15 protein-coding genes are annotated in these 17,229 nt (G+C 71.4%); 9 read left to right on the forward strand and 6 right to left on the reverse strand.

The genetic code is table 11. From position 1 onward, the window contains the following. Positions 1-29 precede the first annotated feature (29 nt). Together ACH4E7_RS21195 and ACH4E7_RS21200 are read right to left on the reverse strand one after the other, a co-directional pair. Positions 30-1,142, reverse strand: a complete 1,113-nt coding sequence (locus ACH4E7_RS21195) for a sensor histidine kinase (protein ID WP_396250645.1) — start codon at positions 1,140-1,142, stop codon at positions 30-32. Then, a complete protein-coding gene (locus tag ACH4E7_RS21200) occupies positions 1,129-1,824 on the reverse strand; it encodes a response regulator transcription factor (RefSeq protein ID WP_396250556.1) in 696 nt (231 codons plus the stop codon). Before ACH4E7_RS21200 ends, ACH4E7_RS21195 begins: the two co-directional genes overlap by 14 nt. A gap of 149 nt (positions 1,825-1,973) precedes the next feature. Here ACH4E7_RS21200 and ACH4E7_RS21205 point away from each other — a divergent pair, with 149 nt between their 5' ends. Both ACH4E7_RS21205 and ACH4E7_RS21210 read left to right on the forward strand, forming a co-directional pair. Then, complete coding sequence (locus ACH4E7_RS21205) at positions 1,974-2,369, forward strand: NADPH-dependent F420 reductase (protein WP_396250557.1); 396 nt, start codon at positions 1,974-1,976, stop codon at positions 2,367-2,369. A 143-nt stretch (positions 2,370-2,512) separates the two neighbouring features. After that, complete coding sequence (locus tag ACH4E7_RS21210) at positions 2,513-3,259, forward strand: SDR family NAD(P)-dependent oxidoreductase (RefSeq protein WP_396250558.1); 747 nt, start codon at positions 2,513-2,515, stop codon at positions 3,257-3,259. Between the two features lie 365 nt (positions 3,260-3,624). Here ACH4E7_RS21210 and ACH4E7_RS21215 read toward each other — a convergent pair whose 3' ends face one another. Next, a complete protein-coding gene (locus ACH4E7_RS21215) occupies positions 3,625-5,757 on the reverse strand; it encodes a SpoIIE family protein phosphatase (RefSeq protein WP_396250559.1) in 2,133 nt (710 codons plus the stop codon). Between the two features lie 610 nt (positions 5,758-6,367). On the opposite strand from ACH4E7_RS21215, the gene ACH4E7_RS21220 reads away from it, so the two are divergent. The 4 genes from ACH4E7_RS21220 to ACH4E7_RS21235 all read left to right on the forward strand — a co-directional run bounded on the left by ACH4E7_RS21220 (position 6,368) and on the right by ACH4E7_RS21235 (position 8,957). Further along, positions 6,368-7,300, forward strand: a complete 933-nt coding sequence (locus tag ACH4E7_RS21220; protein ID WP_396250560.1) for a MarR family transcriptional regulator — start codon at positions 6,368-6,370, stop codon at positions 7,298-7,300. Positions 7,301-7,396: 96 nt separating this feature from the next. After that, positions 7,397-7,816: a roadblock/LC7 domain-containing protein gene (locus tag ACH4E7_RS21225; RefSeq protein ID WP_396250561.1), complete on the forward strand. Its 420-nt coding sequence runs from the start codon at positions 7,397-7,399 to the stop codon at positions 7,814-7,816. A gap of 100 nt (positions 7,817-7,916) precedes the next feature. Further along, complete coding sequence (locus ACH4E7_RS21230; protein ID WP_396250562.1) at positions 7,917-8,321, forward strand: hypothetical protein; 405 nt, start codon at positions 7,917-7,919, stop codon at positions 8,319-8,321. A gap of 132 nt (positions 8,322-8,453) precedes the next feature. Further along, positions 8,454-8,957, forward strand: a complete 504-nt coding sequence (locus tag ACH4E7_RS21235) for a DinB family protein (RefSeq protein WP_396250563.1) — start codon at positions 8,454-8,456, stop codon at positions 8,955-8,957. A 42-nt stretch (positions 8,958-8,999) separates the two neighbouring features. Here the strand turns inward: ACH4E7_RS21235 and ACH4E7_RS21240 are convergent, their stop codons facing one another. Together ACH4E7_RS21240 and ACH4E7_RS21245 are read right to left on the reverse strand one after the other, a co-directional pair. Beyond that, positions 9,000-9,737 carry an SDR family NAD(P)-dependent oxidoreductase gene (locus ACH4E7_RS21240; protein ID WP_396250564.1) on the reverse strand — a complete coding sequence of 246 codons (738 nt, stop codon included), beginning with the start codon at positions 9,735-9,737 and terminating at the stop codon, positions 9,000-9,002. 79 nt (positions 9,738-9,816) lie between these two features. Further along, positions 9,817-11,343, reverse strand: coding sequence for an MFS transporter (locus tag ACH4E7_RS21245; protein ID WP_396250565.1), 1,527 nt, complete (start codon positions 11,341-11,343; stop codon positions 9,817-9,819). 167 nt (positions 11,344-11,510) lie between these two features. Here ACH4E7_RS21245 and ACH4E7_RS21250 point away from each other — a divergent pair, with 167 nt between their 5' ends. The 3 genes from ACH4E7_RS21250 to ACH4E7_RS21260 all read left to right on the forward strand — a co-directional run bounded on the left by ACH4E7_RS21250 (position 11,511) and on the right by ACH4E7_RS21260 (position 14,359). Then, positions 11,511-11,882 carry a YciI family protein gene (locus ACH4E7_RS21250; RefSeq protein WP_355676179.1) on the forward strand — a complete coding sequence of 124 codons (372 nt, stop codon included), beginning with the start codon at positions 11,511-11,513 and terminating at the stop codon, positions 11,880-11,882. Further along, positions 11,879-13,093, forward strand: coding sequence for an RNA polymerase sigma factor (locus ACH4E7_RS21255; protein ID WP_396250566.1), 1,215 nt, complete (start codon positions 11,879-11,881; stop codon positions 13,091-13,093). Before ACH4E7_RS21250 ends, ACH4E7_RS21255 begins: the two co-directional genes overlap by 4 nt. A gap of 234 nt (positions 13,094-13,327) precedes the next feature. Continuing rightward, entirely contained in the window at positions 13,328-14,359 is a 1,032-nt protein-coding gene (locus tag ACH4E7_RS21260) for a cytochrome c oxidase assembly protein (protein ID WP_396250646.1), read from the forward strand. 267 nt (positions 14,360-14,626) lie between these two features. Here the strand turns inward: ACH4E7_RS21260 and ACH4E7_RS21265 are convergent, their stop codons facing one another. Then, positions 14,627-16,849 (reverse strand): NADP-dependent isocitrate dehydrogenase, encoded by a 2,223-nt coding sequence (locus ACH4E7_RS21265; RefSeq protein WP_396250567.1) that lies wholly within the window; start codon positions 16,847-16,849, stop codon positions 14,627-14,629. Positions 16,850-17,229 lie beyond the last annotated feature (380 nt).

Consider the following 17,229-nt stretch of genomic DNA (forward strand, 5'->3'; position numbering starts at 1 on the left):
CCGACGACACAGAGTCACGTCCACGCTGGCTACGTGATCGGTTTCACGGGCCGGGCCGGCGGAGGGGCGATCGGCAGCCGCACCGTGACGTGGAGGCCGCCTCCGGGGCGCGGGGCGATGGTGAGGGTTCCGTCATGCGCTTCGACGATGCTCTTGACGATGGCCAGGCCCAGGCCGACGCCCGCGTGGTCGTGGCGGATGCGTTCGGTGCCGCGCTGGAAGGGCTCGGTGAGGGTCGAGACCAGCTGTGCTGAGAGGATCTCGCCGGTGTTCTCGACGGTGAGCGTCACGCTTCCGGGATGGATGCCGGTCGTTACCCGCACGATGCCCCGACCGGGCAGGTTGTGGACGATCGCGTTATGGATGAGATTGACTGTCATCTGCAGCAGGAGCGCGCGGGAGCCGATGGTCGGGGTGATGTCGCCCGAGTCCTCGATGGTTACGCCGTGTTTCTCCGCCATGGGAAGCAGCGTCTCGACGGCCTCCTCGACGTTCAGGGACAGGTCGACGGGCTCCCGGGTGAAGGATCGCTGGTCGGCACGGCTGAGCAGGAGCAACGCCTCGGTGAGGTCGATCGCCCTGGCATTGACGTTGTGGAGGCGTCGGAACAGCTCGCCCGAGTCTCGCGCCGGGTCGTTGAGAGCCACGTCGAGAAGGGCCCTCGTGATCGCCAGCGGGGTGCGCAGCTCGTGGGAGGCGTTGGCCGCGAACCTCCGCTGCTCGGTGACGTGCGCTTCGAGGCGCGCGAGCATGGTGTCGAAGGCGTCGGCCAGCTCGCGGAACTCGTCCTTGCGGCCTTCCAGCTCGATCCGGTGGGAGAGCGACCCGTTCGCGGCCATGGAGGTGGCGTCGGTGATTCGGGTCAGTGGGGCGAGCATTCGGCCGGCGAGCAGCCAGCCTCCCAGCAGGCCGAACACCAGTAGGAGCGCCAGCACTCCGGCCGCCGCCGGAACGTAGGCGTGCAGCACGATGGTGCGGATGGGCACGAGCCCGTTGGGGCTGCTCGCTGCACTGGGCAGGCCGCGCAGCAGATACACCCACACAGTGGCCAGCATCAGCACGCCCGCGAGCATGACGAAGCCCGCATAGCTGAGGGCGAATTTGAGGCGGACGCTCAAGCCTGGTGTTCTAGGCGCCCGCATTGCCCTCACGCCTGATGTCCGCCTGGGTGATGATCCGGTATCCCACGCCGGGCACGGTGGCGATGATCTGAGGTTCACCGAGGCGTTTGCGCAGAGTCGAGACCGTGATGCGTACGGCATTGGTGAACGAGTCGGCGTTCTCGTCCCAGGCCCGCTCCAACAGTTCCTCGGCACTGACGACGCCGCCTTCAGCGGCGACGAGCACGTCGAGCACGGCGAATTGTTTGCGAGTGAGTGCGATGTAGCGGTCGTCGCGGTAGACCTCGCGACGGAAGGGGTCCAGCCGCAGGCCCGCGATCTCCCGCACGGGCGGTCTGATGTACGCGCGCCTGCGGTCGAGCGCCCTGAGCCTGAGGACGAGTTCACGCATCTTGAACGGCTTGGTGAGGTAGTCGTCGGCACCGAGCCCGAACCCGGAGGCCTTGTCGTCGATCCGGTCGGCGGCGGTGAGCATGAGGATGGGCATGCCCGATCCCGCCGCGACGATCCGTTCGGCGATCTCGTCACCGGAGGGGCCGGGGATGTCGCGGTCGAGGACGGCGATGTCGTAGGCGTTGACGCTCAGCAACTCCAGGGCGGTGTCGCCGTCACCGGCGATGTCCGCCGCAATCGCCTCCAGGCGCAGCCCGTCACGGATGGCCTCTGCCATGTACAGCTCGTCCTCGACGATCAAGACACGCATGTGCCAATGCTACGCACCGGAGCCTGTCGTCAACCTATCGAAAAACGCATACGTCCCGGCGATTTCTCCTTGGGGCCGAAGGCCCACGCGGTCACGGCCGAGGAGGCGGCGAACCAAGAGCTCCTGTTCCTCGCGGTGCCGTTCTCGCCGTGCCGGAACTGACAGGCCTCACCACCTGGGCCGGGAAGATCGTCGTCGACACGACCAATCACTTCGCGGCAGCCCACCCGTGGCGGGGCCGATACGACGTCGGAGACCTCACGGGCAGCGAGTGGGTGGCCCAGCACCTTCCCGGCGCCCGGGTCGTGAAGGCTCTCAACACCCTGTACGCCCGGTTCATCGCCGCGGACCCCCGGCACGCCGAAGGCCGACAAGTGGCCTTCTACGCGGGCGACGACGCCGACGCGAAGACCATCGTGGCCGGCTTGCTGGACTCATTCGGATTCGCCGCCCCGGACCTCGGCGGTCTCGGCGAGGGCGGGCGGTTGATGCAGCTCGACGGCGCGCTCAACGCGAAACACCTGCTGCTGCAGGACGTCGGCTGACGCCGCGGCCGAGCGCGCCACACCCCAGCGCTCAGGAGGAGGACCATCGACCACCGCGTCGTCCACCCGGGTCGGAATGGGCCTTCCAGGCCGGTGGTTGTAGGTCTGCAAAGGTGATTCCAACTGGATTGCGAGGAGTTCTCATGACTCCGTCGCTGAATGGCTCGAACGCCCTGGTCACGGGCGCGACCAGTGGCATCGGCCGGGCGATCGCGCAGGTTCTGGCCGAGCGGGGCGCGCATGTGGTCGTCTCCGGCCGCGATCCCGTCCGTGGGGAGCAGACCGTGCGGGAGATCCGTGCGGCAGGCGGGAAGGCCGACTTCGTTCAGGCCGACCTGGGCAGTGTGGCCGCCGCCCGCCGATTGGCCCGCGAGGCGAGGCAGTTGACCGGGGGGATCGACATCCTGGTCAACAACGCGGGCATCTATCCGTTCGTCGGCACCACCGACACCACCGAGGAGGTCTTCGACCAGGTCTTCGACGTCAACGTCAAGGCGCCCTTCTTCCTGACCGCCGAGCTGGTCCCCGGCATGGTCGACAAGGGCGGCGGCGCGATCGTCAACGTGAGCTCCGTCGCGGCCGACAAGGCCGTACTCGGGGCCACCGCCTATGGTTCGAGCAAGTCCGCCGTCAACCAGCTCACCCGGATCTGGGCGGCCGAGTACGGCCCGGCCGGCGTGCGGGTCAACGCCGTCCTCCCGGGCGTGACCGAGACCGAAGGCGTGCGGGCCGCTCTCGGCGAGGACCTCAGCGAGCTCCTCACCATCCCCGCCGGCCGGGTCGGCCTTCCCGGCGAGGTCGCCGAGGCCGTGGCCTACCTCGTGTCCGACGCGGCCTCCTACGTCAACGGCGCCCTGCTCACCGTCGACGGCGGAGCATCCGTGAGCTGACCTCCTCCGCTGTTCCCCGCGCGCCTCAGGAGAGCCGGGCGGGGCTACGGCGCCGGCCGCGAAGCCGTGTAGCCGGGTGCGGCGGCGTCGTCATCGTCCAGCTGCGCCTGCAGGGCACCCACCCTCGGCCCGCTCGAACTGCCCTCGGGCACCGTCCCGCCGACCGGAAAGCGTATGGACGCCCCGTGCTGCGACGTGTTCGAGCTGGTCGACGGCAAGATCAAGCGCTTCGACTGCTACGCGAAGGGCTCCGTCATCGCCGCCCGGCTCGGCCCGGCCTGAGCCCGGTGATGAACATGGGCCTTCAAGCGAGGGGCCTCCCCCATGGCGTGAAGGCTCAAGCCAGCCGAGGCACGAAGACCACCTCAGGTAGCCGTGAGGACCAGCATGGCCTGGTCGTCGTTCGTGGCGTCGGCCGCGAAGGCGGCGACCGCGGCGGAGACCGATTCGAGGAGCGCCCCGGCGGTCGGGGGCGAGGTCCGGAACGTGCCGAAGGCGTCGGCCAAGCGCTCCTCCCCGAAGAGCTCGCCGCTCGCGGAGCGGGCCTCGGTGATGCCGTCGGTGACCAGGAGCAGGCTGTCGCCCGGGTACAGGTCGATGCTGCAGGGAGACGGGGCGGGGTCGGGCCCGATGCCCAGCAGCAGGCCCGGGTGGGTGAGTTCCTCGATCGTGCCGTCGGCTCGTCGGACGAGTGGGGGTACGTGGCCTGCGCGAATCAGGTTGAGCGCCAGATGGGTTGCGGTGCGCCGCAGTTCGCCGTAGACGAGTGAGACGAAGGAGTCCTCGTCGGCTGTGTCCACCAGAGCGTCGTTGATGGCGGTGACCACCGCCGCCGGGTCGTGCACGAGGTGGGCGGCGGCGCGTGCGCTGTGGCGGACCATGCCGGTCGTGGTGGCGGCCCGGGCTCCGCGCCCGCACACGTCGCCGATCATGAGTGCCCAGCGGTCGTCGGGAAGCGGGAAGACGTCGAAGAAGTCGCCCCCGACATCGAGGCCTTCGCCGGCGGGGCGGTAGGAGGCCGCCAGATCCGCACCGGGGATCTCGGGCAACTCGGGCGGCAGCAGGCCGGCCTGCAGGTCGTGGGCGAGTCTGGCCCGGTCGCTGAACTGGCGGGCGTTGTCCGCGGTGGAGGCGGCCCGGCGGGCGAGCTCCTCGGCCAGCGCGACGGCGTGGCCGTCCAGCGGTCGGTCGGTGGCCAGGAGGGTCAGCACACCGAAGGTGCGGCCCCGGGTGGCCAGCGGCACGCACACGTAGCCGGTGATGCCGAGCTGCGCGGACGAGCCGTCCGGGCGAGAGCCGGCCTGGCCGCTCTCGGTAGTGCCGGAGGCCAGCACGCGAGCAACCGCGTCGTCGACCTCGCCGCGCAGTTCGGGGGAGGCGAGCAGGTCCTCCTCGGCTCGGGTGGCGGCGACGGCGATCCGCTGGACCTGGCCGTTCTCGAGCACGTGAACGGCGCACAGCGGCGCGAGGGCCGGCACGGACAGCCGGGCCATGCGCTCCAGGCAGTCGAAGTAGTACGGCTCGTGCGCGATGGCGGTACTGGCGTCCAGGACGAAGGCCAGGTCCTCACGGGCGGCCTTCTCCCGTTCCTGAGCGGTCCGGCGCGCCTCCACCGCGTGATGGCGCTCGATCGCCAGGGCGGCGATGCGCGCGAAGGCCGCGCTGAGCGCCACGTCCTTGTCCTCGGGCGCCTTGGGGGTGCGGTGGTAGATCGCGAAGGTGCCCAACAGGCGGCCGTCCAGGCCGTGGATCGGCGTCGACCAACACGCCGCGACATCCGCCCGCTTCGCGATCTCCCGGTACCCCTCCCACAGGGGATCCGTGGCGATGTCGCTGACGATCACCTGGGCCTGTCGGTAGGCGGCGGTGCCGCACGAGCCGACGCCGTCGCCGATGGCGATCCCGTCGATCGCGTCGTTGTAGAAGTCGGGCAGGCGCGGGGCGGCACCGCTGCGCAGATGACGGCCGTCCGGATCGACGAGCAGCACCGAGACGATCATGTCCGGGGACAACTCCTCGATCGCCTTCGCCATGCCGTCGAGGATCTCGTTCAGCGGGGCGTCGCGGGCGATCTGTTCCAGCAGGACGCGCTGCTCGGCCGCCAGCAGCTGCGCGTGGTGGTACGCGGTGGTCTCCACCGCGATCACCGCAATGCCGTCGACCCGGCCGACCGCATCTCGGCGGGGCTCGTAGGCCACGTCGAAGAACGCCTCCCGCTGCGCCGCCGGGCCGCCGAGGACGAGCCGGCCACATCGGTTCCGGTACGCGGCCCCGGTGCGGTACACCTCGTCGAGCCGATCGAGGACGCCCTGCCGAGCCGGTTCCGGAAGCAGCTCCACGACGGGCACACCGGTGGTCGCCCGGCCACCCGTGAGAGCGTCGAAGAAAGCCGGATTCGCCGTCTCCAGCACGTGTCTCGGACCGCTCAGCGCAGCGAAGAGCACCGGAGCCTGCCCGAACAGGTCCGTGTACTCCTCGCTCCGCAGTCGAACGATCACGGCTTGTGCCGTGGTCGGCCTGGGGCGATCAGGCTGTACTGGCATGACAGGAAACCTTCTCCCGCTCCCACCTGCGCCGTCGCGCCTTACCCCCACTTTGACACGGAACGGTGCGACCCGGACCGCAGCACCGCACACGCCGAGGAGCGGATGCCGTCGCGGGACCGCGACTCGATCGCCGGTCCGGGCCCCGCTACCCGACGCCGGCCCCCGGTCCGCGGGCAGGACCTGATCACGCCGTCGCCCTGCGGCACAGCGGCCGCAGAACGGTCGCCATGGCGGGCGGCGCGGCGAGAACATCCCGGGCCGAGGGACCGACCCACGAGGAGCAGGCCGTCCGATTATCCGACTCGTGGACAAAATCAGACAGGCTTGAATTGCGATATTTCATCAGCGACGCAAAAGGAGTCGCCCCACACGGACAAACGTTCAATATGCGCCCGCCCGGCCGAAAACCCTGCCCCTGCGACTACAGTGCGATTCCCTGAGCCGACTTCCGGGGGCGTCGGCGGCAGGTGTCCATGAGAACACGGCCGATAGCGGAGACATGTCAGAAATCGGTATACCGACGCACTGGAATCCAGGTCCCCGCGTGGGGGAGGCCGGCTCCGTGAGGGTACTTCCGCTGCCCGCGGCCTTGCGGTCGGGCGGTTCGGGGCTGGACTTCCCCCGGGTGCTGATGGAGGTCCCGCACGGCCGCCTCTCCGGGACGCTCCTCGTGACGGGCGACCCGGGCGGCCGCTTCCACCTTGAGGACGGTGTCATCCTCGAGGTCACCTCACCCGGTTCGCCGGGGGTCGAGACCCTCCTCCTGCGGTCCGGCCGTGTCACCGAGACCGACTGGGCAGCGGCGGTCCGGTCCGGAGCCGCGGGACGGCGCGTCGGCGCCGAACTGGTCGCCCGGGAACTGGTCGGCTTGGCGGAGCTGCAGCTGATCTGCGTGATGGCGGCACTGGACGGCGCGCTGGCGATGGGAATGGGCCGGATCGACCGGGTCACGCTCGATCCCGAACCGCCGGCCTCCTGTTTCGCCGCGCCGGAGGGAATCGAACCGGAATGGCTGAGCCACGAAACCGAGCGGCGAATCAGGGCCCTGGGCGGACAGCCGGTCTCACCGTTCCGCGACCGGTTGTCACGAACCGACGCCGGAACCCGGCTCCTGGACGACGGAATCGCCGGTGAACGGCGGGACATCCTGCGGACGGCCAATGGCAGGCGCAGTTCCCGGGACATCGCCTTCCTGCTCGGGCGGGGCCTCTACGCCGTGACGGTCGAGACCTCACGACTGCTGCACGAAGGATTGGTCGACCTCGCGCCCTCGGCCCTGGAGGAGGCCGAAGGATCCTTTCCCGCCCCGGAGGGCGGCCGGAACCCGGAGCCGGCCGGGCAGTCGGGTCGCCCGGTGAACGCGGCCCGACTGCCGCGTCGTCGGCCGGGGGCCAGCGGGATCACCGACGTCCTTCCGCTGCGCCCCGTGTCCGGCGCCTGGCGGCCCTCGACGGCACTCGCCGCGGAGGACCGGCTGTTCGGCAGCGCGCAGTAGCAGTCACCGCGGACGCACCCGGCGCGCACCGGGTGGACGAACGGACCGGGGCGATGACGGCTCGTCGGCACCCGGCAACCAATCAACTGGAGAACCGTGACAGACAGACATGATCAGCTGGCCGCAGAGGTGCGGGTGCTTCGGGACCGCGTCGTCGGAGTCACCGACGTCGTGGTGGCCTCCGTCGACGGGCTGCTGATCACATCCGAGACGGACGAGACCGACGAGACCGCGGGGGCCGAGGGCCTGGCCGCCCTCACCGCGGCTTCCTTCAGCATCGCCCGCCGCGCCGGCAGCATGAGCAGCAAGGGTCGACTCCACCACACCGTGTCGCAGTTCACCGACGGCTACCTGGTCGCCCGGGCCATCGGCGACATGGCACTGATCGGGGTGCTCGGCGACGCCGGCATGGACGTGCAGCGGCTGCAGGTCGAGGCCCGGGAGTCCGCAGAACGCATCAGCGTGCTGCTGACCGCGGCGGGCGGCAAGGACGAGACCAACCACCTTCACCATTAGCCGAGTTGTCGACCACAGCGTCGACACCGGTGCACTTTCCAGGACAACCCACGAAGAAGGAGCGCAAGTGAGCGGGTCGGAAGCAAGAGGGTCCCGGAGCATGGCCGACAGGGTCGCGACCCTGGTGAAGACCCTGCGTGCCGAGGTTCCGGACTGCGTGGCCGCAGGGGTCATCGACATGTCCACCGGCATGCTGCTGTCGGTGGAGACCGTGGAATCGCACCCGCCGGAGGTGCTCGACATGCTGGCGGCGGCCACCCTCGACCTGTTCCAGGGCCGCAACGTGGTGATGATCGAGGGCATCTTCAAGGAACGGCGCGGGGTCGTCAGCGACCGTCACTACTTCCAGGAGATCCTCGTCAACAGCGACAACCTGGCACACCTCTTCCTACGGATCGACAGCACCGACGAGGTCGTCGCCGTGGTCGTCTGCCGCAAGACCGTCAACGTGGGCATGCTGTTCGCCCAGGCCCGGAGGGTGCTCAAGGAGCACGGCCGACTGTGACCACGCCGCCCGTCCGGCGTCGGTGGCGGCACCGGTCGTGTGTCGCCACCGACGCCGGACGGGCGGTGCAGCCGGAACGCCCTGACGCCGAAGGGCCGATGCGCCGTGCGGGGGTCTGCTACCGTCCCGCCCATGGTCAAGATCGTGCCGTTCACCGGCGGTGAGAAGGAAAGCCTGCACGCGGCCCTCGACCGGCACCGTGACGCGGTGCTGTGGAAGGTCGAGGGCCTGGACGACGAGCAGCTGCGCCGTCCGCTGACGCCCTCCGGGACGAACCTGCTGGGGCTGGTCAAGCATCTCGGCGGTGCCGAACTCGGCTGGTTCCGCGAGCCCTTCGGGCTGGAGACCGGCCCGCTACCGTTCGACATCGACGCCGACGAGGCCTCCGACCTGCGGATCGAGCCGCACGAGTCGACGGCGGACGTGCTGGCCTTCTACGCCCGCGCCCGGGCCGCCGCGGACGAGGCGATCGACCGGCTGGAGCTGGACTCCCTCGGCACCTCCTGGTCCGGCCGGACCGTCTCGCTGCGCTGGGTGCTGATCCACATGACCACCGAGACCGCCCGGCACGCCGGGCACATGGACATCCTGCGCGAGCTGACCGACGGCGCGACCGGAGACCACAACCGGAGCTGACGGGGCGGCGGGTCCGACCGCCGCCCCGCACCCGCCAGGCGCTCAGGCGGTGTAGCCGCCGTCCACCGCGAGGGCGGTGCCGGTGATGTAGCGCCCACCGGGGCCGGCCAGGAAGGCCACCGCGGCGGCGATGTCCTCCGCCTCTCCGTAGCGGTCCAGGGCGGTGAGCCCGCGCTGGAAGTCGGCGGAGTCGCCGTCGGCCGGGTTGTCGGTGTCGATCGGGCCCGGGTCGACGATGGTGGCGGTGATCCCGCGCGGGCCGAGCTCCCGGGCCAGGCCCTTGGTGAGCCCGGTCAACGCGGTCTTGGCGGTCGCCTGGAGGACGAAGTTCGCGCCGGGGACGCGCCCGTTGAAGCAGGAGCCGATGCTGATGATCCGCCCGCCCTCGCCCATGTGCCGTGCGGCGGCCTGGGCGGCCAGGAACACCGAGCGGATGTCGACGGCGAGCACCCGGTCGAGCTCCTCGACCGACACCTCGGTGAGCGGGCCGTAGGTGAGGAAGCCCGCGTTGTTCACCAGGACGTCGATCCCGCCCAGCTCGCGGACCGTCTCCTCGACCGCCCGCGCGGCGGCGTCCGGCTCGACCAGGTCCGCCCGGATCGCCACCGCCCGGCCGCCGGCCGCCTCGATCTCCTTGACCACCGTCCGGGCCTGCTCCTCGGCCCGGACGTAGGTCAGCGCCACCGCCGCCCCCTCGGCCGCCAGTCGCTTGGCCACCGCCGCGCCGATGCCCCGACTGCCGCCGGTCACCAGGGCCACCTTGCCGGTCAACTCGCTCATCTCCCGTTTCCCCCTCCGTGTTCGCCGTGTTCCTCGCACACCGACGGTAGGAGCTGACACCGGTGTCAGATTCAAGTCCTCACGCGCGGACCGCTTCGCGGTCGGGCAGCGAATCCTCCGGCGCGCCCCGCTTCGCCGGGCCCATCGCGAGGGTCAGCACGGCCAGCCCGGCGAACAGCGCGGCCGCGATCAGCCCGTTGACGTGCAGCCCGGCGGTGAAGGCCGCCCGCGCGCCGCGCAGCAGTTCGGCGCCCTGCCCGGCGGGCAGGTGCCGGGCGGCCTCGACCGCACCCGCCAGCGAGTCGGAGCCGCCGCCCGCCCGGCCGCGGTAGACCGCCGCCGCCACGGTGCCGAGCAGCGCGAAGCCGAGCGAGCCGCCGAAGTAGTTGCCGGTCTCCGACATCGAGGCCGCCGAGCCCGCCCGCTCGGGCGGCACCGCGCCGAGCACCAGCCCGGTGCCCAGGGCGAACAGCGGTCCGGTGCCCAGGGCGAGCACCGTGATGGCGGTCATCACCAGCGGCAGCGAGCCCGCGCCGTCATCGGCGGCGACCAGCAGCAGACCGCCCAGCGCCGAGCACGCCAGCCCGCCCGCGATGGCGCTGGTCCGCCGCACCCGGCGGGCCAGCCTGGGCGCGACCATGGTGCCGACCGCCACGCCCAGGCCCATCGGGGCGAACAGCACGGCGGAGGCGAACGGCGAGTGGCCCAGCACGCTCTGCAGGTACTGGGTCACCAGCAGGCCGGTGCCGGCCATCGCCACCCCGGCGAGCACCAGCGAGACCAGGACGGCCGTGAACGGGCGGCTGCGCAGCAGACGCAGGTCCAGCAGCGGCCGGTCCGACCGCAGCTGCCGCCGCACGAACAGGTACCCGACACCCGCACCCACCAGCAGGGCCAGAAGCGGGACCAAGGGCGCCTCCTCGGCCGGCAGTTGCTTGACGCCGTACAGCATCAGCAGCACCGCCGCCAGCGACAGCCCGACCCCGGCCGGGTCCGGCCGCCCGGCCGCCTCGCTGCGGAACTCCGGCAGCAGGAACGGCCCGACGATGAGCAGCACCGCCATCGCCGGTACGGCGGCCAGGAACACCGACCCCCACCAGAAGTGCTGCAGCAGGAAGCCGGCCAGCACCGGCCCGAGCGCACCGCCCGCGAACTGGCAGGTCGCCCAGACGGCGACGGCCTGCCCGCGCTGGCGCCCGTCCCGGAACATGGTAGTGATCAGCGCCAGCGTGGACGGCGCCAGGGTCGCGCCGGCGACGCCGAGCAGGGCCCGCGCGACGATCAGCACCAGCGGGTCGGCGGCGAAGGCGGCCACCACCGACAGCACCGCGAAGGCCGCCGCCCCGGTGAGCAGCAGGCGTCGGCGGCCGAACCGGTCGCCGAGCGTGCCCATGGTGATGACCAGGCCGGCCACCATCAGCCCGTAACTGTCGCTGATCCACAGCTGCTGGACACCACTGGCGCCCAGGTCGGCGCTGAGCCTCGGCAGGGCGAGCAGCAGCGCCGTCACGTCCATCGCGACCAGCAGGGTCGGCAGCATCAGGACGGCCAGTCCCAGTCGTGCCCGGGTGGCTTCCATCCCGGTGACTCCTCTCCTAGGAAACATGTCGCCGGTCGGTCGGAGCAGGTCGGCGCTTCTTGACACCGGTGGGCGCTGCGACGGCGGAGAACTCGTGGGAGATTTCTCGGCGGATGATGTCAAGAAGGCGGCGGCGGCTCCGACCGGCGGTCGAAGGGCCCAGCCGGGGCCCGGCCACGACGAGGAGTGACGCGATGAAGTTCCTGATCAGCCTGCACATCAACCCGGCCGTGCTGGACGCGCTGACCGACGAGGAGAAGGCGGCGATCGGCGCCGGGCACGGCAGGTTCATCGAGGCGCTGAAGTCCTCCGGCGAGCTGATCGTCACCCAGGCGCTGGTCGACCCGTCCCAGGCCGCGGTGGTCACCGTGCGGGGCGGCCAGCCCGCGGTGACCGACGGCCCGTTCCTGGAGGCCAAGGAGTTCCTGGGCGGCTTCTACCTGGTCGACTGCGAGGACAAGGAGCGGGCGATCGAGCTCGCGGCGCAGATCCCGGACGCCGCGATCGAGGGTCTGGGCGTCGAGGTGCGGCAGGTGATGTTCTCCGACGGACACTTGGAGGCATGACAGCACCGAACTTCGAGGGCCTGCTGCGTGAGCTCACGCCGCAGGTCCTCGGCACGTTGGTCCGCCGGTACGGCCGGTTCGAGGGCTGCGAGGACGCCGTGCAGGAGGCCGTCCTCGCCGCGACCGTGCAGTGGCCCGACGAGGGGGTGCCGGAGAACCCGCGCGGCTGGCTGGTGACCGTCGCCTCCCGGCGGCTGGTGGACCGGATCCGCAGCGACCACGCCCGTCGCGAACGGGAGAGCGCGAACGCGGCCGCCGAGGTGGTGCCCGAGGACGTGCCGGACACCGACGACACCCTGCTGCTGCTGTTCCTGTGCTGCCACCCGGCACTGACCCCCGCCTCGCAGACCGCGCTCACCCTGCGGGCGGTCGGCGGCCTGACCACCGCCGAGATCGCCCGCGCCTTCCTGGTGCCGGAGGCCACCATGGCGGCCCGGATCAGCCGGGCCAAGCAGCGGATCAGGGCGGCCGGCAGCTCCTTCACCCTCCCCGAGGGCGCCGAGCGCGAGGAGCGGCTGCGGGTCGTCCTGCACGTGCTCTACCTGATCTTCAACGAGGGCTACACCGCCTCCTCGGGCAGCGAGCTGGAGCGCGCCGACCTCGCCCGGGAGGCGATCCGGCTGGCCCGGACGGTGCACGCCCAGCTCCCCGAGGACGGCGGGGTGACCGGGCTGCTGGCGCTGATGCTGCTCACCCACGCCCGCCGGACGGCCCGGACCACCGCGACGGGCGACCTGGTGCCGCTGGCCGAGCAGGACCGGACGACCTGGGACCGCGAGCTGCTGGACGAGGGCACGGCGCTCGCCGAGGCCGCGCTGGCCGGCCCCGAGCTGGGCCCGTACCAGTTGCAGGCCGCCATCGCCGCCACCCACGCCGACGCGGCCACCGCCGAGGAGACCGACTGGGCGCAGGTACACGCCCTCTACCTGATCCTGGAGCGGATCGCGCCCAATCCGATGGTCACCCTCAACCGCGCCGTCGCCCTCACCGAGCTGAACGGCCCGCAGGCCGGCCTCGCCCTGCTGGCCGCCCTGGACGGGGACCAGCGGCTGGCCGGGCACCACCGGCTGCTGTCCGTCCGGGCGCACCTGCTGGAGCGCGCGGGGGACCAGGCCGGAGCGTACGAGCACTACCGCCGGGCGGCGCGGGCCACGGCGAGCCTCGCCGAGCAGCGGTTCCTCGCGGCCCGGGCCCGACGGCTGCAGGCCTAGGGCGCCGGCGAGGCGGGCCGACGGTCCCGGGCCGGGCGGGCGGGCGGCGAGGCGCCGGACGTCGCCACCCCAGCACCCCGCCCGGTGGGGCGCCACCCGTACGGAGGGGGCGGCGGTATCGCCGGGGTAAGGCCCACCTAGGCTGTATGCCAAGCAAAACGGGCGAACCGGACCCGCACCAGGGACCACGAGGACGGAAAGCAGGACCCGCCGATGGGCGACGGAATGTCAGGAATGCACCACCACGGCGGGATGACCCGACTAGGCCCGTTCGACCTCTCCAACGTGTGGACCTGGTCCCCGGACTGGGTGTTCCTGCTCGGCGGCCTGGTCGCGCTCGGGCTGTACCTGTTCGGCGCGGTCCGGCTGTACAGGCGCGGCGACCGCTGGCCGATCGGCCGGGTGGTCGGCTGGGTGGCCGGCATCGCCAGCCTGCTGCTGGTCACCTGCTCCGGGCTGAACGACTACGGCATGGTGCTGTTCAGCGCGCACATGATCCAGCACATGGTGCTGTCCATGCTGACGCCGATCCTGCTGCTGCTCGGCGCCCCGATCACCCTCGCGCTGCGCGCCCTGCGCCCGGCGGGCAAGGGCCGTCCGCGCGGGCCGCGCGAGCTGCTGGTGGCGCTGCTGCACAGCCGGTACGTCCGGGTGATCTCGCACCCGGCGTTCACCATCCCGATGTTCATCGCGAGCCTGTACGGGGTCTACTTCACCCCGCTGTTCGACTTCCTGATGCAGTACCGCCTCGGGCACATCTTCATGATGGTCCACTTCCTGCTCACCGGTCTGACCTTCTTCTGGCCGATCATGGGCGTGGACCCGGGCCCGCACCGCCCCGGCCACGTGATGCGGATCATCGAGCTGTTCATGGGGATGCCGTTCCACGCCTTCTTCGGCGTGGCGGTGATGATGGCCGGCCACCCGCTGGTCTCCACCTTCACTGTCCAGGGCTCGCCGCCCGGGACGGACCTGTTGGAGGACCAGAAGCTGGCCGGTGGCATCACCTGGGCGTTCGGCGAGATCCCGACCGCGATCGTGCTGATCGCCCTGGTCTACCAGTGGATGGGCTCGGAGCAGCGCCAGGCCCGTCGCCGCGACCGCGCCGAGGAGCGCAGCGGCGACGCCGAGCTGGAGGCCTACAACGCCTACCTGGCCTCGTTGCACAAGCGCGGCCAGCGCCCGGGTGCGGCCGGCACCCCCACCGCACCGGTCACCCCCGCCGCACCCGTCACCCCCGCCGCACCGGCGGCCGACGTCGGCTGAACCCGGTCGGCCGGACATCCCGGAGCCCACGTTCCCCAGCGGAGGACGTGGGCTCCGCGGCGTTGCGGGACGGTGCCCACCGGCTCCGGCCACCTGGTGGTCCTGGGCGCCGCGCTGCTGCTGCTCACCGGCACCGGGGTCGTGCCGGGGCCGGCCCGAACGGGCCTTCGGATCACGGCGCACCGGCCGTCGGCATGACCGCCCGGCACGCGGGGAGGCCCCGGGTCCGCGGACCCGGGGCCTCCCGGTGCTTCGACTCGTCCGAGGTCAGGCGAGGTTGGCGAGCGCCTCGTTGAAGGTCTTGGACGGGCGCATCACGGCCGCGGCCTTGGCCGGGTCCGGCTGGTAGTAGCCGCCGAGGTCGACCGCCGAGCCCTGGACGGCGATCAGCTCGTCCACGATCGCCTGCTCCTGCTCGGTCAGCGCCTTGGCCAGACCGTCGAACGCCTTGGCCAGCTCGGCGTCGACGGTCTGCTTGGCCAGCTCCTGGGCCCAGTACATGGCCAGGTAGAAGTGGCTGCCGCGGTTGTCGATGCCGCCGAGGCGACGGCTCGGCGACTTGTCCTCGTTGAGGAAGGTGCCGGTGGCGCGGTCCAGGGTGTCGGCCAGCACCTGGGCGCGGGCGTTGTCCGTGGTGGAGGCCAGGTGCTCGAAGCTGGCGGCCAGCGCGAAGAACTCGCCCAGGCTGTCCCAGCGCAGGTAGTTCTCCTTGACCAGCTGCTGGACGTGCTTCGGGGCGGAGCCGCCGGCACCGGTCTCGAACAGGCCGCCGCCCGCCATCAGCGGGACGACCGACAGCATCTTGGCGCTGGTGCCCAGCTCCAGGATCGGGAACAGGTCGGTCAGGTAGTCGCGCAGCACGTTGCCGGTCACCGAGATGGTGTTCTCGCCGCGGCGGATGCGCTCCAGCGAGAACTCGGTGGCCTCGACCGGGGACTTGATCTCGATCTGCAGGCCGGTGGTGTCGTGCTCCGGCAGGTAGGTCTTGACCTTCTCGATCAGCACGGCGTCGTGGGCGCGGTTCTCGTCCAGCCAGAACACCGCCGGGTCGCCGGTGGCGCGGGCGCGGGTGACGGCCAGCTTGACCCAGTCCTGGATCGGCGCGTCCTTGGTCTGGCAGGCGCGGAAGATGTCGCCCGGCTGGACGGCCTGCTCCAGCACCACGTTGCCCTCGGCGTCGACCAGGCGGACGGTGCCGGCGGCCGCGATCTCGAAGGTCTTGTCGTGGGAGCCGTACTCCTCGGCGGCCTGGGCCATCAGGCCGACGTTCGGCACCGAGCCGATGGTGGCCGGGTCCAGGGCGCCGTTGGCGCGGCAGTCGTCGATGACGGCCTGGTACACGCCGGCGTAGCTGTGGTCCGGCAGGACGGCGAGGGTGTCGGCCTCCTGGCCGTCCGGGCCCCACATGTGGCCGGAGGTGCGGATCATGGCCGGCATCGAGGCGTCGACGATGACGTCGCTCGGCACGTGCAGGTTGGTGATGCCCTTGTCCGAGTCGACCATGGCCAGGGCCGGGCCCTCGGCCAGCTCGGCCTCGAAGGAGGCCTTGATCTCGGCACCCAGGTGCGGCACGTTGTCGAGGCCGGCCAGGATGCCGCCGAGGCCGTTGTTCGGGTTCAGACCGGCGGCGACCAGCACCTCGCCGTACTTGGCGAAGGTCTTCGGGAAGAAGGCGCGGACCACGTGGCCGAAGATGATCGGGTCGGAGACCTTCATCATGGTGGCCTTGAGGTGCACCGAGAACAGCACGCCCTCGGCCTTGGCGCGGGCGACCTGGGCGGCCAGGAACTCGTTCAGGGCGGCGGCGCGCATCACCGAGGCGTCGACGACCTCGCCGGCCAGCACCGGGACCTTCTCGCGCAGCACGGTGGTGGTGCCGTCCTGGCCGAGCAGCTCGATGCGCAGGGCACCGTCGGCGGCGATCACGGCGGACTTCTCGGTGCTCGCGAAGTCGTTCTCGCCCATGGTGGCGACGTTGGTCTTGGACTCGGCGGTCCAGGCGCCCATGCGGTGCGGGTGGGTCTTGGCGTAGTTCTTGACCGACAGCGGGGCGCGACGGTCCGAGTTGCCCTCGCGCAGGACCGGGTTGACGGCGCTGCCCTTGATCTTGTCGTAGCGGGCGCGGACGTCCTTGTCCTCGTCGGTCTGCGGGTCGTCCGGGTAGTCCGGCAGGGCGTAGCCCTGGGCCTGCAGCTCGGCGATGGCGGCCTTCAGCTGCGGCACGGAGGCCGAGATGTTCGGCAGCTTGATGATGTTGGCGCTCGGGGTCTTGGCGAGCTCACCCAGCTCGGCCAGGGCGTCGCCGATCCGCTGCGCCTCGGTCAGACGCTCCGGGAAGCTGGCGATGATGCGCCCGGCCAGGGAGATGTCGCGGGTCTCCACCCGCACACCCGCCGTCGAGGCGTACGCCTGGACCACCGGCAGGAACGAGTAGGTCGCCAGGGCCGGAGCCTCGTCGGTGTGCGTATAGATGATGGTCGAGTCAGTCATCGGTACTCCGCTTCACGTCTCCAACGTCTTGACGTCAAGATATCTCGTCCCGGGCCCCTCGCTCCACCTCCCCCCGCCGCGGAGTGCGCGCCGGTCGGATCCGGGGGGCGCTCCGACGGTCGCGACTGCGGCCGTCTCCACCGTGGTCCGCGGCGGGACGGGAGGCAAGCGGAGCGCTCCCGGTCCGTCCGGATCAGGTGTCGGTCGGGCGGTGTTCGGGTCGCGTCCGGGCAGTGTTCGGGCGATCGCGAAAGTGGTGTAGTCCAATAGGGTGAGTCGGGTGTCAGGAGTGCGTCAACGCACCACCCCATTCGGTCAACGCTGCGTCAGGACGGGCGACGCCGCGCCCGACCCGGCCTAGCGTCGAGGAAGTAGTTCCG

This window comes from Kitasatospora sp. NPDC018058, assembly GCF_044327205.1.
GTDB lineage: Bacteria > Actinomycetota > Actinomycetes > Streptomycetales > Streptomycetaceae > Kitasatospora.